Origin of the sequence: Paenibacillus sp. 2TAB23, assembly GCF_052115165.1 — a bacterium.
Lineage (GTDB): Bacteria > Bacillota > Bacilli > Paenibacillales > Paenibacillaceae > Pristimantibacillus.
In genome coordinates this window covers 22,300-44,355 of record NZ_JBFRGD010000017.1, presented here as the reverse complement: position 1 = coordinate 44,355, position 22,056 = coordinate 22,300, and the positions used below count along the sequence as shown (strand labels likewise).

Sequence of the window (22,056 nt, the reverse complement as noted above, 5' to 3'; positions counted from 1 at the left end):
GATGGTACAGGATAATACGACAGCTTTGTTCACAGTCGTCTCGGACGGCTCGATCACAACGCCTCAAGGCTTTACGGCAGGCGGACTGCACTGCGGTCTCAAAAAAACGACGCGTCATGACCTTGGCGCAATCGTATGCGAGGTCCCTGCAACTGCGGCGGGCGTTTATACGACGAATGCGTTTCAAGCCGCTCCGCTGCAAGTAACCCGTGAGAGCATCGCCGCTGGCGGCAAGCTCCGTGCGGTGTTGGTGAACAGTGGCAATGCGAATGCTTGCACAGGCAAACAGGGTGAAGCCGATGCCTACGAGATGAGCGCTAGATTCGCAGAATCGATAGGTGTTTCAAAGGATCAGGTTGCAGTTGCTTCAACGGGCGTCATTGGCGAGCTGCTTAAGATGGATAATGTGCGTAATGGCATTGATGGCCTGCCGGCTAGACTGAACGGCTCACGGGCAGGCGCGGATGATTTCTGCCAAGCTATTCTGACAACGGATCTAGTACAGAAAATGGTTTGTGTCGAGCTTGAGCTGGATGGCAAACGCGTGTCCGTTGCCGGTGCGGCGAAAGGCTCAGGCATGATTCATCCGAATATGGCAACGATGCTTGGCTTCGTCACAACGGATGCAGCGATCGGCAGCGAGGCGCTTCAGCAATTGCTGCGTCAAGCGACTGATTTGACTTTTAATATGATTACGGTTGATGGCGATACAAGCACGAACGACATGCTGGTTGCGATGGCAAGTGGGCTTGCAGGGAATAATGAGCTGACGGAGGCTCACGAGGGCTGGGCTGCTTTCGCAGCGGCAATTCGTTATGTGTGCGAGGTGCTCGCGAAGGCGATTGCACGTGATGGTGAAGGAGCAACTAAGCTGGTTGAGGTACAGGTAAACGGCGCTGTCAGTGACGATTCTGCACAAGCGATTGCGAAAACGGTAATCGGATCCTCGCTTGTTAAATCCGCCGTGTTTGGAGCTGACGCGAACTGGGGCCGTATTATTGCGGCAGTAGGCCGCGCAGGCCAGCCCGTCAATCCTGACACGGTAGATATCCGTCTAGGCGATATTTGGACATTAGAGCAGTCCCGTCCTGTCGTATTCGATGAGGAGATTGCCTTGGAATATTTGAAAGGCGATACGGTTGTGATACGCGTTGATCTACATAACGGTGAAGGAAAGGCAACGGCATGGGGCTGTGATCTGACCTATGATTACGTTCGCATCAATGCGGCGTATCGGACGTAAGCAAAGAACATGCATGGAGGTAATGAATCAGTGACGGAGCAACGATTTGTAATGAAATGCGGCGGCAGCACGCTCGCGGCGCTTCCAAACAGCTTTTTTGACGAGCTGCGCGAGCTGCAGCTTGCTGGCATTTTGCCGGTTATCGTGCATGGCGGCGGACCTGCGATCTCGGAGACGCTGGGCAAGCTCGGCATCGAGACGGGATTCGTGAATGGACTACGGATAACGAATGATGCGGTTCTGGATGTGGTAGAGATGGTGCTAGCAGGCCGCATCAATAAGGAGATCGTCCGTAAAATTCAAATCAACGGTGCGAAATCATTGGGACTTTCAGGAGTTGACGGCAAGCTCATTCAAGCTGTTCCGGTAACGAACGCCGCTGAGATTGGTTTTGTCGGCGAGGTTACTGATGTGAATGCAGCCATTATCGAAGGCATAATGGGCATGGGCTACATTCCGGTGATAGCCCCAATCGGAATCGATGATCAAGGGCAGCGCTACAATATCAATGCCGATACGGCAGCTGGAGCTGTCGCATCCCATTTGGGCGTAGAGCGTATGATCGTGGTGACGGATGTGCCGGGCATTCTAAAAACGGTGGACGGACAGAAGCAGGTGCTGCCTGTCGTTTCTGTAGAAGAAATCGAAGAGATGATTGTCAGCGGCGAAATCTATGGCGGCATGATTCCAAAAGTACGCGCAGCGATCCAGTGCATACAAGGCCGAGTCCGCGAGGTTGTTATTGTAAGCGGCGAAGAGCCAGGCGTATTGACGAAGGCAGTCCGCGAAGGCGGAGTAGGTACTCGGATTGTTCAAACGAATGAAGGGCAGGTGTAGAGCCGATGAGCAATACAAAAACAGAGACTGTGGTTGACCAATCTTTGTTCCCGACCTATGCAAGATATCCGATGGCGCTTGTAAAGGGCGAAGGAAGCTGGCTGTGGGACGATAAAGGGAATAAATACCTTGATTTCATGAGTGGTATTGCGGTTACGAATCTCGGGCATGCTCCTAAACAAATCAAAGCAGCGTTAATCAAGCAGCTCGATGAATTATGGCATGTATCTAACCTGTTCCATATTCCGAACCAAGCGGAAGCGGGCAAGCTTATTACGGACAACAGCTGTGCGGATGCCGTCTTTTTCTGTAATTCGGGAGCGGAAGCGAACGAAGCGGCAATCAAGCTCGCGCGCCGATACAACCAGAAGGTGCTGAATAATGGCCGTTTTGAAATCATCACTTTCGAGCAGTCCTTCCATGGACGCACATTGGCAACCCTTACGGCAACAGGCCAAGCGAAGGTGAAAGAAGGCTTTGCGCCGCTGCCAGCCGGCTTTACGACAATTCCGTTAAACGATCTTGCTGCCCTTGAGGCGGCTGTATCGGATCAGACAGCGGCTGTGATGCTGGAGATGGTGCAAGCTGAAGGCGGCATTTACCCGGTTGATCCTGAATACCTCAAAGCACTTGTCGCATTGTGCGAGAAGCAAGGCATTCTGTTAATCGTCGATGAGATTCAAACAGGGATGGGTCGTACGGGCAAATTGTTTGCGTATGAGCACTATGGCATTGAGCCGGATATTTTCACGATGGCCAAGGGACTCGGAAGCGGCTTCCCAGTCGGTGCGATGGCAGCGAAGGAGAAGCTGCGCGAGGGGTTCTCAGCGGGCAGTCATGGTTCAACCTTCGGCGGTACGCCAATTGCCACAGCAGTCGTAAAAGCCACGGTCGAGACGATTGTGGGCGAAGGCTTGTCAGAGCGTGCGGCACAAAAAGGCGAATATCTAATGAATCAGCTTCGTGCGAAGCTGGCAGGAAATGCTTTTGTCAACGAGGTGCGCGGTCTTGGGCTGCTCGTAGGCATTGAATGCGCAGAGCCGATTGCAGACGTTTTGAACAAAGCGCAGGGACGCGGGCTGATCGCTATTTCGGCTGGACCGAACGTTATTCGCCTATTGCCTAATTTGTTAGTAACGGACGAAGAAATCGACATGGCTGTTGCCATACTGGCAGAGCTGCTGGAAGAAAAGCGCCCTGTTGTTTAATAATGAATACAAGCTTAGAGATCCAACATGAAGGAGGACTACACCATGCAAGGAATTGTAAAAGAGGAGTTGGCGCAAAGCTTAAAGGGGCGCGACTTTCTCATGCTGGTTGACTTCAAGCCGGAGGAAATCCGCTACTTGATCGATCTAGCCATTGATTTGAAGCAAAAGCAAAAAGCAGGCGAAACGCATCATGTGCTAAAAGGAAAAACACTAGGCATGATTTTCGAGAAATCGTCTACTCGCACGCGTGTATCATTCGAGGTGGGGATGTATCAGCTAGGCGGGCAAGGACTTTTCCTAAGCGGGAATGATTTGCAAATCGGCCGCGGCGAGACGATCTGGGATACGGCGCAGACGCTATCGCGTTACCTGGATGGTATCATGATCCGTACGTTCGCTCATCGTAAAGTCGTTGAACTGGCGCGTGGAGCTACCATTCCGGTTATTAACGGGTTGACAGATCTATCTCATCCTTGTCAGGCGCTTGCCGATTATCAAACGATTCTCGAGCAGAAGGGCCGCTTGGAAGGGCTGAAGATTGCCTATATCGGCGACGGCAACAATATGACGCATTCCCTGTTGATGGGTGCTGCGAAGCTTGGTCTTCATATGTCCGTAGCGACGCCTGAAGGCTATGAGCCGGATGCGGATATAATTCAGCAAACGAAGGATCATGCTGCAGAAACGGGCTCGCAAATCCACATTTGCCGTGATCCTAAGGAAGCGATTGCCGATGCGGATATCGTATACACGGATGTGTGGGCGAGCATGGGTCAAGAAGCTGAGCAGAAGGAACGCGAAATTGCTTTTGCCGCGTATCAGGTAAACGAGGCTTTGATTAAATACGCGAAAAAGGATTATCTCTTTATGCACTGCTTGCCGGCACATCGCGGCGAAGAAGTGAGTGAAGGCGTAATCGACGGCGACAGCTCTATTATTTTCGACCAGGCGGAGAACCGTCTCCATGCGCAGAAAGCGATCATGGCAGCTATTATGTCTTAACATACCGCTTAACGTTATGAATTCATTCGAAGGGAAGTAAACACTATTATGGCAAAAGAAAAAATCGTACTCGCCTATTCCGGCGGCTTGGATACTTCGGTTATCCTCAAATGGTTGAAAGAAACATACGACGCGGAAATCATTGCATTCACGGCTGATATTGGCCAAAAGGACGAGCTAGACGGCTTGGAGGCCAAAGCATTAGCTACTGGCGCATCGAAAGTATATATCGATGATCTGCGCGATGAGTTCGCCAAGGATTTTATCTACCCGATGTTCCAAGCGGGAACATTGTATGAAGGCCAGTATTTGCTGGGCACATCGATCGCTCGTCCGCTTATCGCTAAGCGGATGGTTGATATTGCACGTGCAGAAGGCGCTGCGTATATTGCCCACGGAGCAACAGGCAAAGGAAACGACCAAGTGCGTTTCGAGCTGACGGCAGCTGCTTTGGCACCAGAGATCGGCGTTATCGCGCCTTGGCGCCTTGAAGCGTTCCGCGAGGAATTCCCAGGACGCGCGGAAATGATCGCATACGCCGAGAAGCATGATATTCCGGTAACGGCATCCGCGGCTAAGCCTTATTCGACAGACCGTAACCTGCTTCACATTAGCTTTGAGAGCGGAATGCTTGAGGATCCTTGGTTTGATCCTAGCTCTGAAGAAAACGAAAGCATGTACGTGCTAAGCGTATCGCCAGAGAACGCGCCTGATAAAGCGGAATATGTCGAGCTTACTCTCGCAGAAGGCAATTGTACGGCTATTAACGGCAAGGAGCTCAGCCCGCTTGAAGTGATGGATACGCTGAATGAGCTTGGCGGCAAGCATGGCATCGGTCGTGTAGACATGGTGGAGAACCGTTTCGTTGGCATGAAGAGCCGCGGCGTGTATGAGACACCAGGCGGAACGATTCTATTCACAGCCCACCGCAAAATGGAATCCCTGACGATGGACCGCGAGGTGATGCATCTTCGCGATTCCTTAATCGCCAAATACAGCCAGCTTGTCTACAACGGCTTCTGGTTCGCTCCTGAGCGTCTTGCTCTACAAGCACTCGTAACAGAATCGCAAAAGAACGTTAGCGGCGTTGTTCGCTTGAAACTATATAAAGGCAACGTAATCGGCGCAGGCGTACAAAGCCCGGTTAGCTTGTACAACCCAGACATCGCAACGATGGAAGCAGATCCGTCCAAAGCATATGATCAAGGCGATGCGACAGGCTTTATCCGATTGAACGCTTTGCGCTTGAAGGTTTCCTCGGCTGTCAGCAACAAATAAGCTTTACAAGGGAGTGTAACGAACCAGTGAGTAAATTATGGGGCGGTCGGTTTACGAAAAAAACGGACCAATTGGTAGAGGAATATACAGCATCCATTATGTTCGACAAGGAGCTTGCCGAAGAGGATATCCAAGGCAGCATTGCGCATGTGACGATGCTGGGCAAGCAAGGGATCTTGCCGGCCGACGACGTGGAGAAAATCAAAGACGGCTTGCACCGGGTATTGCAGCGCATTAAGCGCGACGATATCGAGTTCTCAATCGGAGACGAAGATATTCATATGAATATCGAGAAGACTCTCATTGATGATGTAGGCTCCGTTGGCGGAAAGCTGCATACAGGACGCAGCCGGAACGATCAAGTAGCAACAGACATGCACTTGTGGCTTCGCAAACGGGTAGTCGAGTTCGTGGATATGCTCTATAAACTGCAATCCGCACTTATTGAGCAAGCTAAAGCGAATATCGATACAATCGTGCCGGGGTATACGCATTTGCAGCGCGCGCAGCCGATTCTATTTGCCCATCATTTGATGGCGTATGTTTCCATGTTCGGCCGTGATATCGAGCGCCTACAGGACAGCTATAAGCGTATAAACGTATTGCCGCTTGGAGCGGGGGCGCTTGCGGGAACGACGTTCCCGATCGACCGCCACTTTGTAGCGAGCCAGTTGAAATTCGATCGCGTCTATGAAAACAGCCTGGATGCGGTAAGCGACCGCGACTTCATCGTTGAGTTTCTGGCGGACGCTTCGATTATCATGATGCATCTTTCGCGTCTCAGCGAGGAGTTAATTCTATGGTCGAGCACGGAGTTTCATTTCGTCGAGCTTGATGATGCTTTCTGCACGGGCAGCAGCATAATGCCGCAGAAGAAAAATCCAGACGTTCCCGAGCTGGTGCGCGGAAAAACAGGCCGTGTTTACGGCGACCTCGTCGGCTTGTTGACTGTGCTCAAGTCCTTGCCGCTTGCGTACAACAAGGACATGCAGGAAGACAAGGAAGGCATGTTCGATACGGTGAAGACGCTGCAAGGCGCGCTTCAGCTGTTCGCTCCCATGATCGCGACGATGAAAGTGAACAAGGAACGCATGCGCCAAGCTGTGAACCAAGACTTCTCCAACGCAACCGATATTGCGGATTTCCTCGTCGGCAAAGGCTTGCCATTCCGTCAAGCGCATGAGGTTATTGGCAAGACGGTTCTCTACTGTATCGAGCAAAACAAATACTTGCTGGATCTTACGTTGGAAGAATTCAAGCAATTCTCCTCTTTGTTCGATGACCGTATTTATGCGGTGCTCCAACCAGAGCAGGTTGTGAATGCGCGTAATGTTTACGGCGGTACGGCAAAAACCCAGGTAGAAGATGCAATCGGCCGTGCGGAGGCTGCTTTGGCAGAAACCGCAGCATGGGTAACCGAGTATTTGGAACGCAGCAGATAATGGAGCCTGATCATTCAGGCATTGTATATAAAAAGCAGTTCGGCGTAGCCCAAGCGGGCGAGCAGCCGAACTGCTTTTTTTTGATCATATGAAGCTGCTTAAGAACATAAGAGTTGCATAAACTTAGATTCCATCCTCCAAGATCGGCTCTTTCACGCTCGGAGCAGGCGTCGGCGTTGCAGCCGGGTTATTCCCGCCTTTGTGCGGACCTACTTCGATCAGGGAAGGCTGCGCTTTGTAGGTATCACGCGAAATTCGGTCTCGGCTCACAAGCTTGCCGTCCTTCTTAAGCGTACGGAAGGTTTCTACAACATAGCCCAGCTTGCCTTCCTCCACAACCACCTTTTGACCGGGAGATAGGCCTGCGTTGCTTCTTTCTTGCACAGAGGGAGCAATGGTTTTCAGCGTTACAGATTCGATGTCGTAGCTCTCGTTAGGGTTCATGGTCCCGAAGAGTTTAATCGTAAGCTTGCGTTCCTCTACTTGGGTTCGAATGATCAAATGCTTGCCCGTTGTGTTTTTAAATCGGAAGTTAATGGCACCACCGGCATAGGTGGCATCCTGACCAATAGGCAAATAGGCGACCGGCAGGGAATGGTTGCGCCGCTCCACAATCTCGAGGCCCGCTCGCAGCGCCGCATTATAAAGCGTGCTTGAAACCTGGCAGATTCCGCCGCCGATACCGGGAACCAGTTTCCCGTTTAGGATAACAGGAGCCTCTCGATATTCGTATAGTTCCTCCGCATGTTCTATGAGACTGTTGTAATCAAAGATCTCGCCGGGCGCCAGCTCCCAGCCGTCAAGCGCCTCAGCCGTAACCGTAACGTTATGGGCACGACCCTCTGCGCTTGTCTTGAAATCGGTAGAGAACGAAATAATTTTACGTTCGATTCCTTCATCCTTCAGCTTTTCAAGCGTAAGCTCGGGGTGAATGGTTGTAATCGGAAGGGTAGCTGTAAAAGCCATTTCGACGGGCAATCCGATTTTTTCCTTGGGCAGTATAACCCATTGATCAACACGGGCCGTAAGCTCGGCAGTATCAAGTCGGTAAGCATCAACATGTGGCTCATAGACGACATGGTCGTCATCCGTTATGGTTCGTGTAGCGTTTTTGGTTTCGTTTTTCTCTATCCAGCTCCACTGCTTGCGTAAGGCGGCATCAAAAACATCAGCATTCCAGCTTTGAATAAGCGCATAGGATTTCTGGAATTGGTACCGATAGACGGCACGTTCCCATATGTCTCCCTTTTCAAGCTTAGCCAGAGCTTCCCGGGCCCCTGTGAATGCAGCCTTATAGCCAAGCTCCGAAACGGTCCATTGCTTGCTGTCGCTCGCCACAGCAGCAGAAGATTGGATCGTAATTGTACGCTGCAGCAGCGACTTCTCATATTGATCGAGCTTATTGAGCGCTTCTTGCAGCGCCAAGCCGCCGATTTGGATACCGCCGGCATCAACCTGCTTAGGAACGGTCTTTTGAAGCGCATAGTTCCAGACAAAACCCCAGCAGACTGCTGCGGCCAGCAGGAGGGAAGCTAGCACAATAATGCCAATATGGATACGTTTTACGATACGAATCACTCCTTTCTGCGCGTGAAAAACAAGGCAGTCTTACATGTATATGCTTCATGCCCTGTAATTTTGTCTAGCGCGCAATAGCGGCTGATTCGACAAACGTTTTTTTATGAGATTTGTGAAAAATGAGGAAAGCGAGCTTCTCATGAAGGAATTGAGCACAAACTGTCGAAATAGTAGTACTGACTATAAACAGGATGTGATAATGTGATTGAGATGCAAGACATATGGAAGACGTACACCGACGGAACGCATGCGTTAAGAGGCGTCTCTGTTCGTATAGATCGCAATGAATTTGTTTATCTAGTAGGACCGTCAGGTGCGGGGAAATCCACATTTATGAAGCTGATTTATCGCGAGGAAGTACCAACGAAGGGCCAGCTCTCCGTGAACGGTTTTAATATAGGCAAGCTGAAGCCGCGTAAAATTCCATTCGTAAGGCGCAATATAGGCGTCATATTCCAGGACTTTAGACTATTACCCAAATTAACGGTATTTGAAAACGTCGCTTTTGCGATGGAGGTTATCGAGGCGCCAACCAGGGTGATCAAAAAACGGACGATGGAGGTGCTCGACCTCGTTGGACTGAAGCATAAGCATGCCAGCCTTCCAGCTCAGCTATCGGGCGGTGAGCAGCAGCGCGTATCGATTGCAAGGGCAATCGTGAACAATCCCTCTGTTATCGTAGCGGACGAGCCTACCGGGAATTTGGATCCGGAGACGTCGCTTGGCATTATGAACCTGCTCGAGGAAATTAACTTCCGCGGGGCGACGATCGTAATGGCTACTCATAACAAAGATATCGTGAACTCCATACGCAAGCGCGTCATTGCAATCGAGAACGGCAATATTGTCCGTGATGAGGCTAGAGGGGAGTACGGCTATGAAGCTTAGAACCGTAACCCGACATCTTCGAGAGGGCGCCAAAAACATAATTCGAAATGGTTGGATGTCCTTCGCGTCGATGAGCTCGATATTTATATCGTTATTTATATTAGGCATCTTTTTACTGCTCGCTTTGAACGTCAACCATATGGCTGCTCAGATTGAAAGCCAGGTGCAGATTCGTGTTTTTCTCCAGTTGAACGTGGAACAGGCGAAGATTACGGAAGTCCAGAACAAGATCGGCAATCTTACCGAGGTGAAAAAAGTTTCATTCGTATCCAAAGCAGAGGGACTTGAGCTGCTGAGAAAAAACTTGGGCGAAGACAATAAGGATTTACTCGACGGTTATGAAAATGAAAAAAACCCGCTGCCTGATTCGTTTACGGTTGAGGTATATGACCCCCAATCTATTGAGAGCGCAGCGAAACAAATAGAAGCTATAAATGCAGCGGATGAGCTGATTCCGATTGCTAAAGTCAAATACGGGCAAGGAACGGTCGAAACCTTGTTCAAAATTACGAATGCGGTTCGTTACATAGGGATCGTGGTCGTTATTGGATTATCTGTGACGGCGATGTTCTTAATTTCCAATACGATTAAGATGACGATTATTGCAAGAAGACGCGAGATCGGCATTATGAAGCTTGTTGGTGCAACGAATGCTTTTATACGCTGGCCATTTTTCATCGAAGGTGCGTTGATTGGAATTATAAGTTCCGTTCTCACAACGGGAGCCGTTTTATTTAGTTACTCGCAGCTGGTCAAAATTACGCAAATGGAATTATCGCTTATGATGATAAAGCTCGTTACGTTAGAGGATTCTGGCCTGTTGACGGCAGCGTTGCTCATAGGTCTTGGCACGATTATCGGTGTTTGGGGCAGTACCATTTCGATACGCAAGTATTTGAAAGTGTAGGTGGATATGAACGTGAAGAAGAGAAAATGGCTATTATTTGTAGCTACGATGATGCTCACGGTGTTTGTATTGCAGCCAACTGGAGGGGAGGCGGCTTCCCTAAGCGATATTAAGAAACAGATTGCAGCTGCCAAAGCCGAGATGAGGGCAGCCGAACAGCGCGCTGCCAAGGCAGAGAGAGAGGCCGCAAGCGTGAAGCAGCAGGCTGCGAATGCGCACAAGCAGGCTGAAGCTGCAGAGAATGAGAAGGGAACCATCCAGGATAAGAAGGCGGAAGCCCTTGCTTCGATCAACAACATCATGGCCGAGATTGATAATGTAGTCATTAACAAAACAAATGCGCTTGCACAGCGTGATGCTAAGGAAGAAGAGCTGCTGCAAACAGGTCTTGAATTAGACCAAGCTGAGGAGCGGGTGAATACTCGTGATGAGCTGTTGCAATCCCGCATGCGCCTCATGTATACGAACGGATTTGTTTCATACATGGACGTATTGCTTAGCGCGACGAGTTTCACTGATTTCATTGACCGTTTCGATGCTCTTCAATCCATCTTGTCGCAGGACCGTGATATTTTGGCAGAGCAAAGGGAAGAAAAGGAGCTTGTCGCCCTCAAGAAAGTTGAGGTAGAGAAGCAATTTGGCGAAATGTCTAAGATTTATGAAAAGCTTGAAATGTATGAGGCTCATCTGGCTAAGAAAGAAGAAGAGAAGCAGTTGATGATTGCGAGCTACAACAGCAATATCCAGCAGCTTGACGGCGAACTCGACCAAATAGACAGTAAGCTTCATCAAATAGACAGTACACTCGAGGAGCTTGAAGGAATTAGCAAGGAGCAGGAAGATTTGCTTATGGCTCTCGCAGCCAAAGTGTCCAAGCTAAATGCCGAGAAAAATAATATCTCGAATCCGTATAGCGGCGGTAAGCTAGGCATGCCGATTAGGGATAACTACCGGATTAGCTCAAACTTTGGTACGCGGGTCCATCCGATTTCGGGCAAGAAGCATACGCATACAGGAATCGATTTCGCAGCACCCCAGGGTACAGATATTTATGCCGCCGAGGATGGCGTTGTGTTAGTTGCCCAGAGCTGGAGCAGCTACGGCAACTGCGTCATCATTGACCATGGAAATGGCTTATGGACGCTGTATGGTCATATTCGCAATGGAGGAATTAAGGTTGAAAAAGGCGAAAAGGTTCAAAAAGGCCAAAAAATCGCCGAGGTTGGCAGTACGGGCAACTCGACCGGACCGCATTTGCATTTCGAAGTACGTAAAAACCAGACGCCGGTAAATCCGAGCAGCTATTTAAAATAGGCATTATTCATAGCGAATTATTCATAACGAATTTTCAGAGGCAGCCCATGTGGCTGCCTCGTTTGAAATTTTGATCCCTTACCTGACGAAATGATCATCTTTGCCGGATAAGACAAATAATTGCAAGCAAATTGTCATATACTAGGGTGGTCTTAAAGCTAAGACCGTGGAAGATGAGAAGGTGGTGTAGACAGGTGCATTTCAAAGGACGTACAGTATTCGCGTTCGTTATGCTGACGATGATTGCCTCCGTGCTCGTGACGCTTACGATCGCGGACCAAATGATCAATCCGGATCAGCATTCGGCACCTGCCCTCACAGCGTCTGCGAGTGACGAGAGTGAGCAGTTCGGGCTGAAAGAGGACGAGCTAACGAAGTTAAATGCGGTACTGGAATTAATCGAGACCAAATATTATCAAAAGGTTGACCGCCATGAGCTGCTGGACGGCGCGGTCAGCGGAATGATGTCCTCGCTTGATGATCCTTATTCCGTTTATATGGAGAAGGATGTCGCGCAGCATTTCTCTGAATCGATCGAGGGCTCGTTCACCGGCATTGGTGCGGAAGTAACGCTTGAGAATGGCAAAATCGTAGTCGTTTCGCCAATTAAAGGATCGCCGGCCGAGCGCTCGGGATTGCTTGCGAAGGACGTCCTGCTCTCAGTGAATGGCGCCAAGCTTGATGGTTTGAATCTGCAGGATGCCGTCGCCAAAATTCGCGGTCCTAAAGGAACCAAAGCGAAGATTCAGGTGCAGCGCGCAGGCTTCTCTGACCCGATTCAGCTTGTGTTGATCCGTGACGACATTGATGTGGAAACGGTATATGGCAAGCTTCGGAAAGATGGAACAGGGGTCATCGAGATCAGGCAGTTTTCGCTGCATACGGCAGAGCGCTTCAAGCAGGAGCTCGCGAAGCTGGAGGAGCAAGGCATGAAGGGCCTCGTTCTGGATGTGCGCAACAATCCAGGCGGCGTGCTGCCCGTTGTGGTGGATATCGCCCAATCCTTTTTGGATAAAGGGGCAACGGTCGTCCAAGTAGAGGATCGGGAAGGCAAACGGGAGAAAACGTTGTCTAAGGGCAAGAGTAAAACGTACCCGATTGCCGTTCTTATGAATAACGGAAGCGCAAGCGCCTCGGAAATATTGGCTGGAGCTTTGCAAGAAAGCGCTGGAGCGAAGCTTGTTGGCGAAACGTCCTTCGGAAAAGGCACGGTACAGGTTAGCTATAACAAAGCGCTAGGTGACGGAAGCCTATTGAAGATGACCATTGCGAAGTGGTTGACGCCAAAGGGCAATTGGATCCATGAAAATGGAATCAAGCCGGATATTGCCATAGAGCCTCCTGATTTGTACAAGGTAGCTAGGCTGGCACTTGAAGAGACGCTGAAGCAGGATACCCTTGGCGAACAGGTGCGCAGCGTACAAATTATGCTGCACGGCCTTGGCTATGAACCGAAGCGGGAAGATGGCTATTATGGCCTAGAAACGGTTGAGGCCGTAAAGAAATTCCAGACTGAGCATAGCCTGCCGGCTACGGGACAAGTCGATAAGGTAACCGGTGAGGCGCTTGAAGCCGCGGTTATCAAATGGATTCAGGATGAGAAAAACGATACCCAGCTGCATGAAGCAATTAAAGCGGTAAGCAGGAAATAATCTGGATGTGTCGAATGAATAAGAGGTTGACTCTGTTTAACGGAGTCGGCCTTTTATTTTTTTGCGCAAGCGGGTAATTCGGAACGAGCGAAGGAGTGTTAGCTATGGAAACGGCGAACGAGTTGCTGGAAATGCTCGGGAAAGCGGCTGTCCAATTAGTTGCACAGCCATTTTATTATATTGCGGTATTGTTTATCATTTTACAATTTACAAGACAGATACGAATGGAACGGCAATTATTCGCAGTTAAACTGCATAATTGGCCCAGCTTGGTTTTGAAAGCGCTGCTCGCTGGCTTGGTTATTGGGTTAGCTGTGTCTATAGCGGGTGCTTTTGTCGGGTTAACATTAACGGGAACGGCAGTGATATGGTTATGGGCAGTAGCGGCTATTTTAATGCTCATACGCATACGTTATTTATGCTTCGCTTATAGTGCAGGTTTCATTACCCTTCTACAGTGGGTTGTGGGCTTCACCGCATTGGCGGAGAGAACAGACTGGCTCGGCTCAATGGCGGTTTCGCTGGCAAGCATTGACGCAGCTGGGCTGTTGGTTTTAGTAGCGCTGCTGCATCTCGCAGAAGCAATACTCGTACGCTGGCAGGGTGACCGGCTGGCAACGCCGCTATTTCTGGAAGGAAAAAGAGGCAAGCTTGTTGGCGGTTATATGCTTCAGGGCTTCTGGCCAGTACCGCTGCTGATGCTAGTTCCTGCGAATATAAGTGGAGCATCCACGGCAGCACTGCCTTGGACGCCGCTCTTTGGAGCAGATTGGTCGCAGGGCTGGTCAATCATTGCATTGCCTATGATTATAGGGTTCACGGAAATGACAAGATCGTTACTGCCTCGCGAGAAAGCGAAGCATGCGGCAAGAGGCTTGCTATTGTACAGCATCTGTTTGGCGGGCGCTGCTCTAATAGCATGGTGGCAGCCGATTTTGCTGCCGATTGCAGCTGGTGCATCGCTTTTGATGCACGAAGCAATCATTTGGAGAAGCCGAGTGAAGGAAGCGGCACAGTCTCCTTTATATGTACATGATTCACGGGGCTTGCGAATACTGGGCATCGTGCCAGGGACGCCTGCAGCGGCTATGGGACTCGCAACGGGCGAGATCCTGCATAAGGTCAATGGTGTGCGCGTGAAGACGAAGGAGGACCTGTACGAGGCTCTCGTACAGAACTCTGCGTTTTGCAAGCTTGAGGTGCTCAATTTGGATGGGGAAATTAAGTTCGCTCAACGAGCACGTTTCGCTGGCGAGCATCATCAGCTGGGTGTCATCCTTGCTCCTGATGAGCAAGCTAACTACTACGCATCCGCCGGACCTGCCTCCTTAGTGGAGCTGCTTCGCAGCTATCATGCATCGAATCGACGAGGGGTTCACGCAAAGGAAGCGAAGCATTAAGCGATTGAATAAGAAAACAGACTGCATACGGATGATAATCAGCCGCATACAGTCTGTTTTTTTATGCTTTCTTACGTTTGAAACGAAGCGCAACTCCAAGAATAAGCAAGCTTAATCCAAGAATTTGCATCATTAGATAGCTCTCTTCTCCCGTTTTTGGAAGGTTGGTAACTGGTGGCGTAGTACCAGAATCAATACCGCCTTGTGGAACCTCAACGTCGATTTCGAAGAAAATTTCTTCTTCATTGCCGTCTTTATCCTTCACGATAATAGAGAATTGATCCTTGCCTGTATAGCCTGGATTAGGTGTATAAACCCAATTGCCTTTGTCGTCGACTGTAACCGTACCGTGCTCTGGCTTCTCGCCAATGCTCGGCTTGCTGTCTTTTGGTATATCGACATGTCCGTCAATTGGTTTATCCTGCTCCGTTGTTTCATGCTCTACAGGTGGTTTTTCTTCACCTGGGGTAGTTGGCGGATTGGTTGGATCTACCGGAACTTCAGGATCAGGGCCGCCTGGTGTTACAGGTGGAAGTACTGGTGGCAAAACAGGTGGAAGTACGGGCGGTGTTGGAGCATTATACAAGCCCAAATCGATCGTCAGATCCTCCCATCCATTTGGCGCGGTTTGCCCAATGTGAATGATATCTGTATAACCCTCTTGTGTTTTGTTGGAGTCCTCGGCAGCAGAGAAGCCATCTACTTCTGCTTGCGTGGGAATATATCCAGCAGGAACCATAAACTGCACAAAATATTGCCCGTTTATAAGATGATCAAACAAATAATAGCCAGGCTTGCCGTCGTTGTCATTAGCCGTTTTCGTTTGCTCAAGGAAGTTTTTATCCTTGTCAAATAGCTTAACAACGACATCGTTAAAGCCTGTTTCAACCGCTTCGTCCTGCTTGCCGTTCGAATTGCCATCGTACCATACATAATTACCGATTTTACCTTTGGCAATCAACCCAAGGTCAATCGTGTGGTCAATCCATCCTTCGGTGTGTCCAATCGTGATGATGGATGTGATTCCACTGGCATCCGTAGGGTTCGAATCTAGAGCTAAATTGGAGCCAGCACCGGCAACAGTCTTTTCATAATCAATCGGATAGACGAACTGTACGAAATAGTTGCCTTCGCGTAGATTATCGAATAGATAGTAGCCAGACTTGCCGTCTGGACCGGTTTTCGTTGTTGTTTCTTCATATGGTGTACCGGCTGCAGAGTCTTTGTACAGCTTGACAATGATACCGTTAATCCCTTGTGCAGCATTCTCGTTTTGTATGCCGTCACGGTTGCGATCCAGCCATACATAGTTGCCGATCTCGCCTTTAGCGATCAGTCCCAAATCGATGCTTGCATCGATCCAACCAGCTGCTTCACCGATTTCGATTTTTGCAGTAGTATGGGTGCTGTTCGTTCCATTTGAATCAATTCCGTCATTGTCGCCGCTTTCCGCTACGGTCTTCTCATAGTCGGTTGGAAGAACGAACTGGACGTAATAGTCGCCTTCGAGCAGCTCTTTAAAGCTATAGTAGCCCGGTTTGCCGCTTGGATCGTTGGCTGTAGTCGTTTGTGCTACTGGAGTACCGCTAGCTGTACCTTTGTATAGCTTGACAACAACACCATTAATGCCATCTGAATCTTTCTCATTCTGAATGCCATCACGGTTGCGGTCATGCCACACATAATCGCCCAAGCTGCCGATTCCGATAAGCCCTAAATCGATCGTAAGATCATTCCAGCCATTTGGTGCTGATGCGCCGATCTCGATGACTTGGGTGAAGCCATTCGTTGTCGGATTGGAGTCATCTGCCGTTGTTGTGCCAGCTGCTGATGCTTTTGCAAGACCAAAGATGCTCGGCACTTCAAATTCGACATAATAATTCCCGCCAACTAGATGCTCGAATAAATAATAACCAGGATCACCAGCAGTGTCATTTCCAGTTACGGTTTCTTCAAGCAGGACTTTGTTTTGATCGTACAACTTGACTTTGATGCCATTAACGCCGTCTTTCTCTTCCTCGTCTTGCTTGCCGTTGTTGTCGCGGTCTACCCATACATAGTTACCGATGCTGCCTTTGCCGACTAGTCCCAAATCAATCGTATGATCAACCCAGCCAGCAGCTCCTCCGATAACAATTTGTTGTGTAAATCCGCTGTTGTTTGTTGTGTTAGAATCTGTTCCTGAGCCAGGAACGGAACCTTCAACCGTTTTGCTGTAATCATTAGGAATAATAAATTGTACGTAATAGTTGCCAGACAACAAGTGATCGAATAGATAGTAGCCAGGGTTTCCGCTGCCATCATTCGTTGTTGTCGTTGTAGCAATTGCCGTACCATTAGGGTTATCCTTGAACAGCTTCACGATGATTCCGTTAATGCCATTCTTTTCAAGCTCGTTTTGAATACCGTCACGGTTGCGATCCAGCCATACATAATTGCCGATTTCTCCTCGAGGGTATAATCCAAGGTCGATGGTTGGATCATCAGGAGCAAGAGCCGTAAGCACAATGTCTGCTGTTACACCCGATGCATCAATCGCATTGGAATCAGTGGCTGTCGTGTCTTGATTTGATTTCGTTACATCATAATCGTTAGGTACGACAAACTGTACGTGATAAGTTGCAAAAGGCAATCCTTTGAACGAATAATGACCAGCTTTTCCATCCTTGTCGCGAGTAAGCGTTGTAGCAATGACGTGATTGCCTGCATCAAGCAGTTTTACAGTAATGCCGTTAATGCCGTTCTCGCTTGCATCTTGAATGCCGTCTTCGTTTAGGTCAAACCACACGTAGTCGCCGATGGAGCCTCGCGGATCGCCTGTGACCGGAATTTCATGCGTATCCGTTACAGGAGGCGTTTGCGCTGGGTCAGCTTTAACCGTATTCACGATGGAGGCACCGCTAACGTCAGCATTTGTTAATTGATACGGATAAGTAATTTCAATCGACTTTCCTGCTTCCAATGAAGGAATGGATGGAATGCCAGAAACCTTCGTGTCCGTAATGACGATGTTCGTCAATGTGCTGCTGCCTGTGTTAGTGACCGTTACGAGGTAATCGATCCAATCACCTTCATCGGCACTTGATGCAGATGTTCTGCTGCTTGTTTTTACTACTTTGACGCCTGCAGTAGGAATGCTTTCTGGATCCTCCAGAGGTTTGTCAGCTTCATTGTAATAAACAGTAGCCTTATTATCCAAATCGCTTAAATCGAAATCAGCTGTTGTTACGGAATAAGTGCCATCAAGCACAATTTTCTTGCCAGGGGCTAATTTCTTAATCACGATATAAGGCTCGGTTCCTGAATTGCTTACGCTTGAAATAACATCAGGACGCGAGTGCGTATTGCCGTTTATCGCAATGGACGAGCCGTCGTACGTTAGCGTCGTGAAAGCAAAACCTGCTTGATTGCGATCAAGTGTGTCCTGTACTTTAATGTTGTGCAAAGTAACCGACGAAGTGTTTGTAAATTCAATTTTGTATTGCACGTCGTTGCCTGCAACGACGTAGCTAGTATTTGGCGCTTCCGTTGAAGAACCTTTAGCTACAGCTGCAATTGTCTTGACCAAAGAAGCCGACGGGAACGAAGGAACCACTGTACCCTCTTCTACAAGACCTAAATCGATTGTGAAGTTTTTGATTTTATCCGTGTCTAAAACATCAATGGTGATGATGTCTGTACGATATGGCGTATGCGTATCGATAGGAGCAAGTTTAGTGACTATATTTGAGTCGGTATCTTCCTTGTGTTCAAGATCTGCTCCCGGCGTGTTAGCCGTTGTCGGGGAATATCTCTCCGGCAGAACAAACTCGACTTCATATTTACCGGTAGGAAGGCCTTGGAACAAATAGTAGCCGGGGCTTCCGTTTTGGTGATAGCCGGTAATCGTTTCTTTATATGGAGTGTTTGAACCATCCTTATAAAGGTTAACTTTTATACCGTTTATCCCAGCTCCTTGCCCGCTGTCCCCAGGATATTCTTCATCCTGAATGCCGTTGCGGTTGCTGTCGAACCAGACAAAGTTCCCGATTTCGCCAAGCGGAACATGTTGATTGTTAGGATGCACCAGGAATCCGACTTTGTTAGGTTCTGCAGGCAGCATCGTTCTGCCACTAGCTGCGCTTGTTGCTTGAATAGCAAAGGAGTTCCATGCTACTTTTCCAGTTTCAGTTCCTACTGGGGCGTTCATGTCCCAGCTAAGAACAATATAGTCACCTGGAGCCAAATCATTGCTACCGTCACTGCCTTTAATGTTTTTGATCTCAAAGTACAGCGATTGAATATCGGTTAGGTCGTCACTTGTGAAGCTTGCTTGATTAATCCAGCCGTTCTTGCTGCCAACCGCATTGGGAAAGTTCACGATGGCGCTTTTGTCAGCTGAAAGACTGTAATATACATTCAGATCGTAGGTGACGGTTTTGCTTGGGCCGCCACTCTCAGGGACATAAGTAAATGTTTTGCCGGTACCTGAGGTCGGAGCTGAAGCAAGGTTTGGACGCCATTCGGAACCACGAGCCGTGTTTCCGAGTACGGATTGGTCACCGATAAACGGAAGGATATCGATTGCGTCAACCTTGGATAAACGAGTATTACCGCTGTTCTGTATAACCAGCTTGTAATCGGCTGAGCCGCCCTCATAGGTAGAACTGAATCTCGGGAACTCCGTATATTCAGAGCCTCCTACTACGCGGTCAAAAGGTGTAAATGAAATCGCTGGTTCCCCGCTGTAGCCGCCAGAGTTAGCGACGTCGAATACGGGCGCGAGATCTCCTTTGTTCCATTTTGCTGATTTAACGACAGCTGCCAAACTGACGACTACGGGTGCGCTTGCATTGACATAGTAGCGCTCATCAGGGTCAGCAGGATTAATGACAAACCCAAGAGCTGTTCCTGAGCGTCCTGTATTGTCGGAGGCCCAGCCCGGGAAGTCGGAAGGAGCAAATGGATTGCTATTCTGATCATGCCAGAACTGTGTAGTCGGGTTAGTTGGAGCTGCATAAAGATTATTGACGTAATTAACCGATCCGCCTGTTGCTAGGGCGCCTGCGTGGATTTGACCACTGTAGGTAATGGTTAACTGCGTACCTGGATCAAGAGAAATGCCTGCAGGCCATGACCATTTGGCAAGTGTTTTGCCATTCAAATCGGGCAGTATTTCTAATTTCGGAGGTACTGCGCCAGCGGGCAAGCCGGTAATCGTAAAGGACGCGGCTAGTGCTGTTGGTACATCAATCTGTTTCGGATTGGTATAGTAATTAAAATCCTGAGGCAGAAGGTCATAAATGACAGGATCTACCCATGGACCGGTCGCGTCTATTTTATTGCTCACTTTAATCGTAAATGGAACGATACTAAGTGGACCATAAAATGCGCCTCCAGGCTGGCTGTCCTTCGAAGCGGTAAGCCAAGGCTTCGGCTCATTAATAAGGAACGTCGATGCTGCTTTTCCAGGTGTTTTGGCAGCATATGCCCAGTTGCCAGGCGTTACTTCGGTTAAAGCATCATAAGCAATGACGGCACAGTTTTTGATGATATCTCCCTGCTCGACGCTAGGGTCTGCATTTGAAGTTACCGTACCGCAAGCAGCGTTCTCGCTTGATCTAGCGCCAGTTGCCGTGTTTAAAACCAAACCTTTGATTTCAATGCCGCCGATGGTTTGATTGATAGGCAACGATGCGAAAGTCCAAGATACACTGACTAAAGAGTCGCCTGCAGGCACAATAATATTGCCCGAAGGACCAATGGTTAGTGTACTGCCTGTCGATGCTTTTTCAATTGCATTGCCGCTGGCGTTTGGAGTGAAAGAGTGTACTCCGCCATTTTTCAATACATAAGAAAAAGAGGTCCATTGACGGTTTGGCATTTTCAATTGCGTATACGAAAGCTCCGTCGGAAGCGTATCGGTCAGAACCAAATTGCGAAGCTCTGAATTCGCGCCTGTAGTTGTATTCGTAATGCCGCCAATGGTATAGGTTTGTTCTTGTCCGTGCCAACGGTATTGGAAGGTACGGTTCTTGCTGATTGCGCCTCCACCTGATACAGGTGGTCCGAATTTGGTAATAACCTCTGCATTTTCATCGGTTACTTCTGTTTCGGCGGGTCCTTCTATGGTGTATTGAGTCATCTCTACACGATTTGTTTGGTTGATGGGTCCATTCCAGCCGAGTTGATCTGAGAATTTGAGTGTGACGCGAGCCTCGAAATTTTGACCAGATGCCAAATCAAAATTGGACCATGTAATGGTACGATTGATCATATTGATTACGGGAGTAACGTTAGGACCAGCTGAATGTTGAATATCAGCAAGCGTCACGGTTGCGTTTGCCGGGTAAGTATCTACCAGGGTAATACCTTTAAGCGCGCCGGCAGGAAGGGTGTTACCCTTTTGTACCGATTTGATGCCCACTTTATAGCTTATTGCTCCGCCTACATTGAGTACAGTGCCTGTAAACCCGGAATCTTGGGTTTTGAAGGCTGCCCACTTGTCATATGTAGATTGTGTCGGAGTTGGTGTTGCTGTTGGTGGATTGGTAGGTACAGTCGTTGGATCCGCAGCAATCTTGACATCAATGCTGCTGGAGCTCACGTTTCCGTTAGAGAGTTCCGTAGCAGTTGCCGTATTTGACTTGGTAACAACGGAGTTGGTGTATGTGTTGCCCACCTTGACCTTGATTTCTATTTCTAGAGATTCTCCGGGATTGAGTTGACGGTTAATACTAACAGTATTTCCGGTTGCTCCAGCGCCTGTCACTCCTTGGATGTTAAAGGGAGCGGGAACAATGTCCTCGATCTTCAAATCTTTTGCCAAAGCTACAGTGCTGGCAAGCGCTACATTAATGAAGTAACTGAATTCATCATTCACGCTTACCTCTGTCTTATCTGCGGTTTTTATGATCGTAAGTCCATCGATTGGCGTGCTCGCCTTTACTGGAGCCGCTAAGGGCAGCAGCGCTGTTTGCAACAGCAAGGCGAACAGAATAACCAAGGGGAGAGTACGACCTTTCCGCATGTTCTGAAATAGCATGGTTCTTTCTTCCTTCCTTTCGATCTGTTTTTACTTTTGCATGTGGCAGTATGACGCATCATTCCAGGTGAACGAGAATTAGCCGGATCAGCCTCCTTATTAAAGTCAACCTGCTTGCTCTGAAGGTGGTGGTCGAAGAAGTAATAGGCAGGCGCTTGGAAAATGTCAGGATCATAGTAGCTGGTTCACTGATCGGCAAGGAAATTAATGCCTGATAGGTTAAACACGCACGCTCACCTGTGCTGACGAATTTAGCAAGCTGCTCGAATCCTGGGGAATA

The 22,056-nt window shown here is 48.9% G+C and carries 13 protein-coding genes; 11 read left to right on the top strand and 2 right to left on the bottom strand.

What is annotated here, in order from left to right:
* The first annotated feature begins 1 nt into the window (after nucleotide 1).
* From argJ to argH, 6 genes are read left to right on the top strand one after another with little or no spacing between them, the layout of a single operon-like run.
* A complete protein-coding gene (gene argJ / locus AB4Z29_RS21980; RefSeq protein WP_441945135.1) occupies nucleotides 2-1,243 on the top strand; it encodes a bifunctional ornithine acetyltransferase/N-acetylglutamate synthase in 1,242 nt (413 codons plus the stop codon).
* Between the two features lie 51 nt (nucleotides 1,244-1,294).
* A complete protein-coding gene (gene argB / locus AB4Z29_RS21975) occupies nucleotides 1,295-2,080 on the top strand; it encodes an acetylglutamate kinase (protein WP_441945227.1) in 786 nt (261 codons plus the stop codon).
* A gap of 5 nt (nucleotides 2,081-2,085) precedes the next feature.
* Complete coding sequence (locus AB4Z29_RS21970; protein WP_441945134.1) at nucleotides 2,086-3,288, top strand: acetylornithine transaminase; 1,203 nt, start codon at nucleotides 2,086-2,088, stop codon at nucleotides 3,286-3,288.
* A gap of 45 nt (nucleotides 3,289-3,333) precedes the next feature.
* Complete coding sequence (gene argF / locus AB4Z29_RS21965; RefSeq protein WP_441945133.1) at nucleotides 3,334-4,293, top strand: ornithine carbamoyltransferase; 960 nt, start codon at nucleotides 3,334-3,336, stop codon at nucleotides 4,291-4,293.
* Nucleotides 4,294-4,341: 48 nt separating this feature from the next.
* Complete coding sequence (locus tag AB4Z29_RS21960) at nucleotides 4,342-5,571, top strand: argininosuccinate synthase (protein WP_441945132.1); 1,230 nt, start codon at nucleotides 4,342-4,344, stop codon at nucleotides 5,569-5,571.
* A 26-nt stretch (nucleotides 5,572-5,597) separates the two neighbouring features.
* Complete coding sequence (gene argH / locus AB4Z29_RS21955) at nucleotides 5,598-7,013, top strand: argininosuccinate lyase (RefSeq protein WP_441945131.1); 1,416 nt, start codon at nucleotides 5,598-5,600, stop codon at nucleotides 7,011-7,013.
* 123 nt (nucleotides 7,014-7,136) lie between these two features.
* Here the strand turns inward: argH and AB4Z29_RS21950 are convergent, their stop codons facing one another.
* The gene (locus AB4Z29_RS21950; protein ID WP_441945130.1) at nucleotides 7,137-8,591 is read right to left on the bottom strand and encodes a VanW family protein; all 1,455 of its coding nucleotides are present in this window, start codon (nucleotides 8,589-8,591) and stop codon (nucleotides 7,137-7,139) included.
* A 201-nt stretch (nucleotides 8,592-8,792) separates the two neighbouring features.
* On the opposite strand from AB4Z29_RS21950, the gene ftsE reads away from it, so the two are divergent.
* From ftsE to AB4Z29_RS21925, 5 genes are all read left to right on the top strand, one after another.
* Nucleotides 8,793-9,479 carry a cell division ATP-binding protein FtsE gene (gene ftsE / locus AB4Z29_RS21945; RefSeq protein ID WP_183568472.1) on the top strand — a complete coding sequence of 229 codons (687 nt, stop codon included), beginning with the start codon at nucleotides 8,793-8,795 and terminating at the stop codon, nucleotides 9,477-9,479.
* The gene (gene ftsX / locus AB4Z29_RS21940) at nucleotides 9,469-10,386 is read left to right on the top strand and encodes a permease-like cell division protein FtsX (protein ID WP_441945129.1); all 918 of its coding nucleotides are present in this window, start codon (nucleotides 9,469-9,471) and stop codon (nucleotides 10,384-10,386) included. The genes ftsE and ftsX overlap by 11 nt, the downstream gene beginning before the upstream one ends.
* A 6-nt stretch (nucleotides 10,387-10,392) precedes the next feature.
* On the top strand, nucleotides 10,393-11,700 hold the full coding sequence (locus AB4Z29_RS21935; protein ID WP_441945128.1) for a murein hydrolase activator EnvC family protein: 1,308 nt from the start codon (nucleotides 10,393-10,395) through the stop codon (nucleotides 11,698-11,700).
* 194 nt (nucleotides 11,701-11,894) lie between these two features.
* On the top strand, nucleotides 11,895-13,352 hold the full coding sequence (locus AB4Z29_RS21930) for a S41 family peptidase (RefSeq protein ID WP_441945127.1): 1,458 nt from the start codon (nucleotides 11,895-11,897) through the stop codon (nucleotides 13,350-13,352).
* A 104-nt stretch (nucleotides 13,353-13,456) separates the two neighbouring features.
* A complete protein-coding gene (locus tag AB4Z29_RS21925; protein ID WP_441945126.1) occupies nucleotides 13,457-14,752 on the top strand; it encodes a PDZ domain-containing protein in 1,296 nt (431 codons plus the stop codon).
* A gap of 61 nt (nucleotides 14,753-14,813) precedes the next feature.
* Here AB4Z29_RS21925 and AB4Z29_RS21920 read toward each other — a convergent pair whose 3' ends face one another.
* Complete coding sequence (locus AB4Z29_RS21920; protein ID WP_441945125.1) at nucleotides 14,814-21,776, bottom strand: SdrD B-like domain-containing protein; 6,963 nt, start codon at nucleotides 21,774-21,776, stop codon at nucleotides 14,814-14,816.
* Between the last annotated feature and the right edge of the window lie 280 nt (nucleotides 21,777-22,056).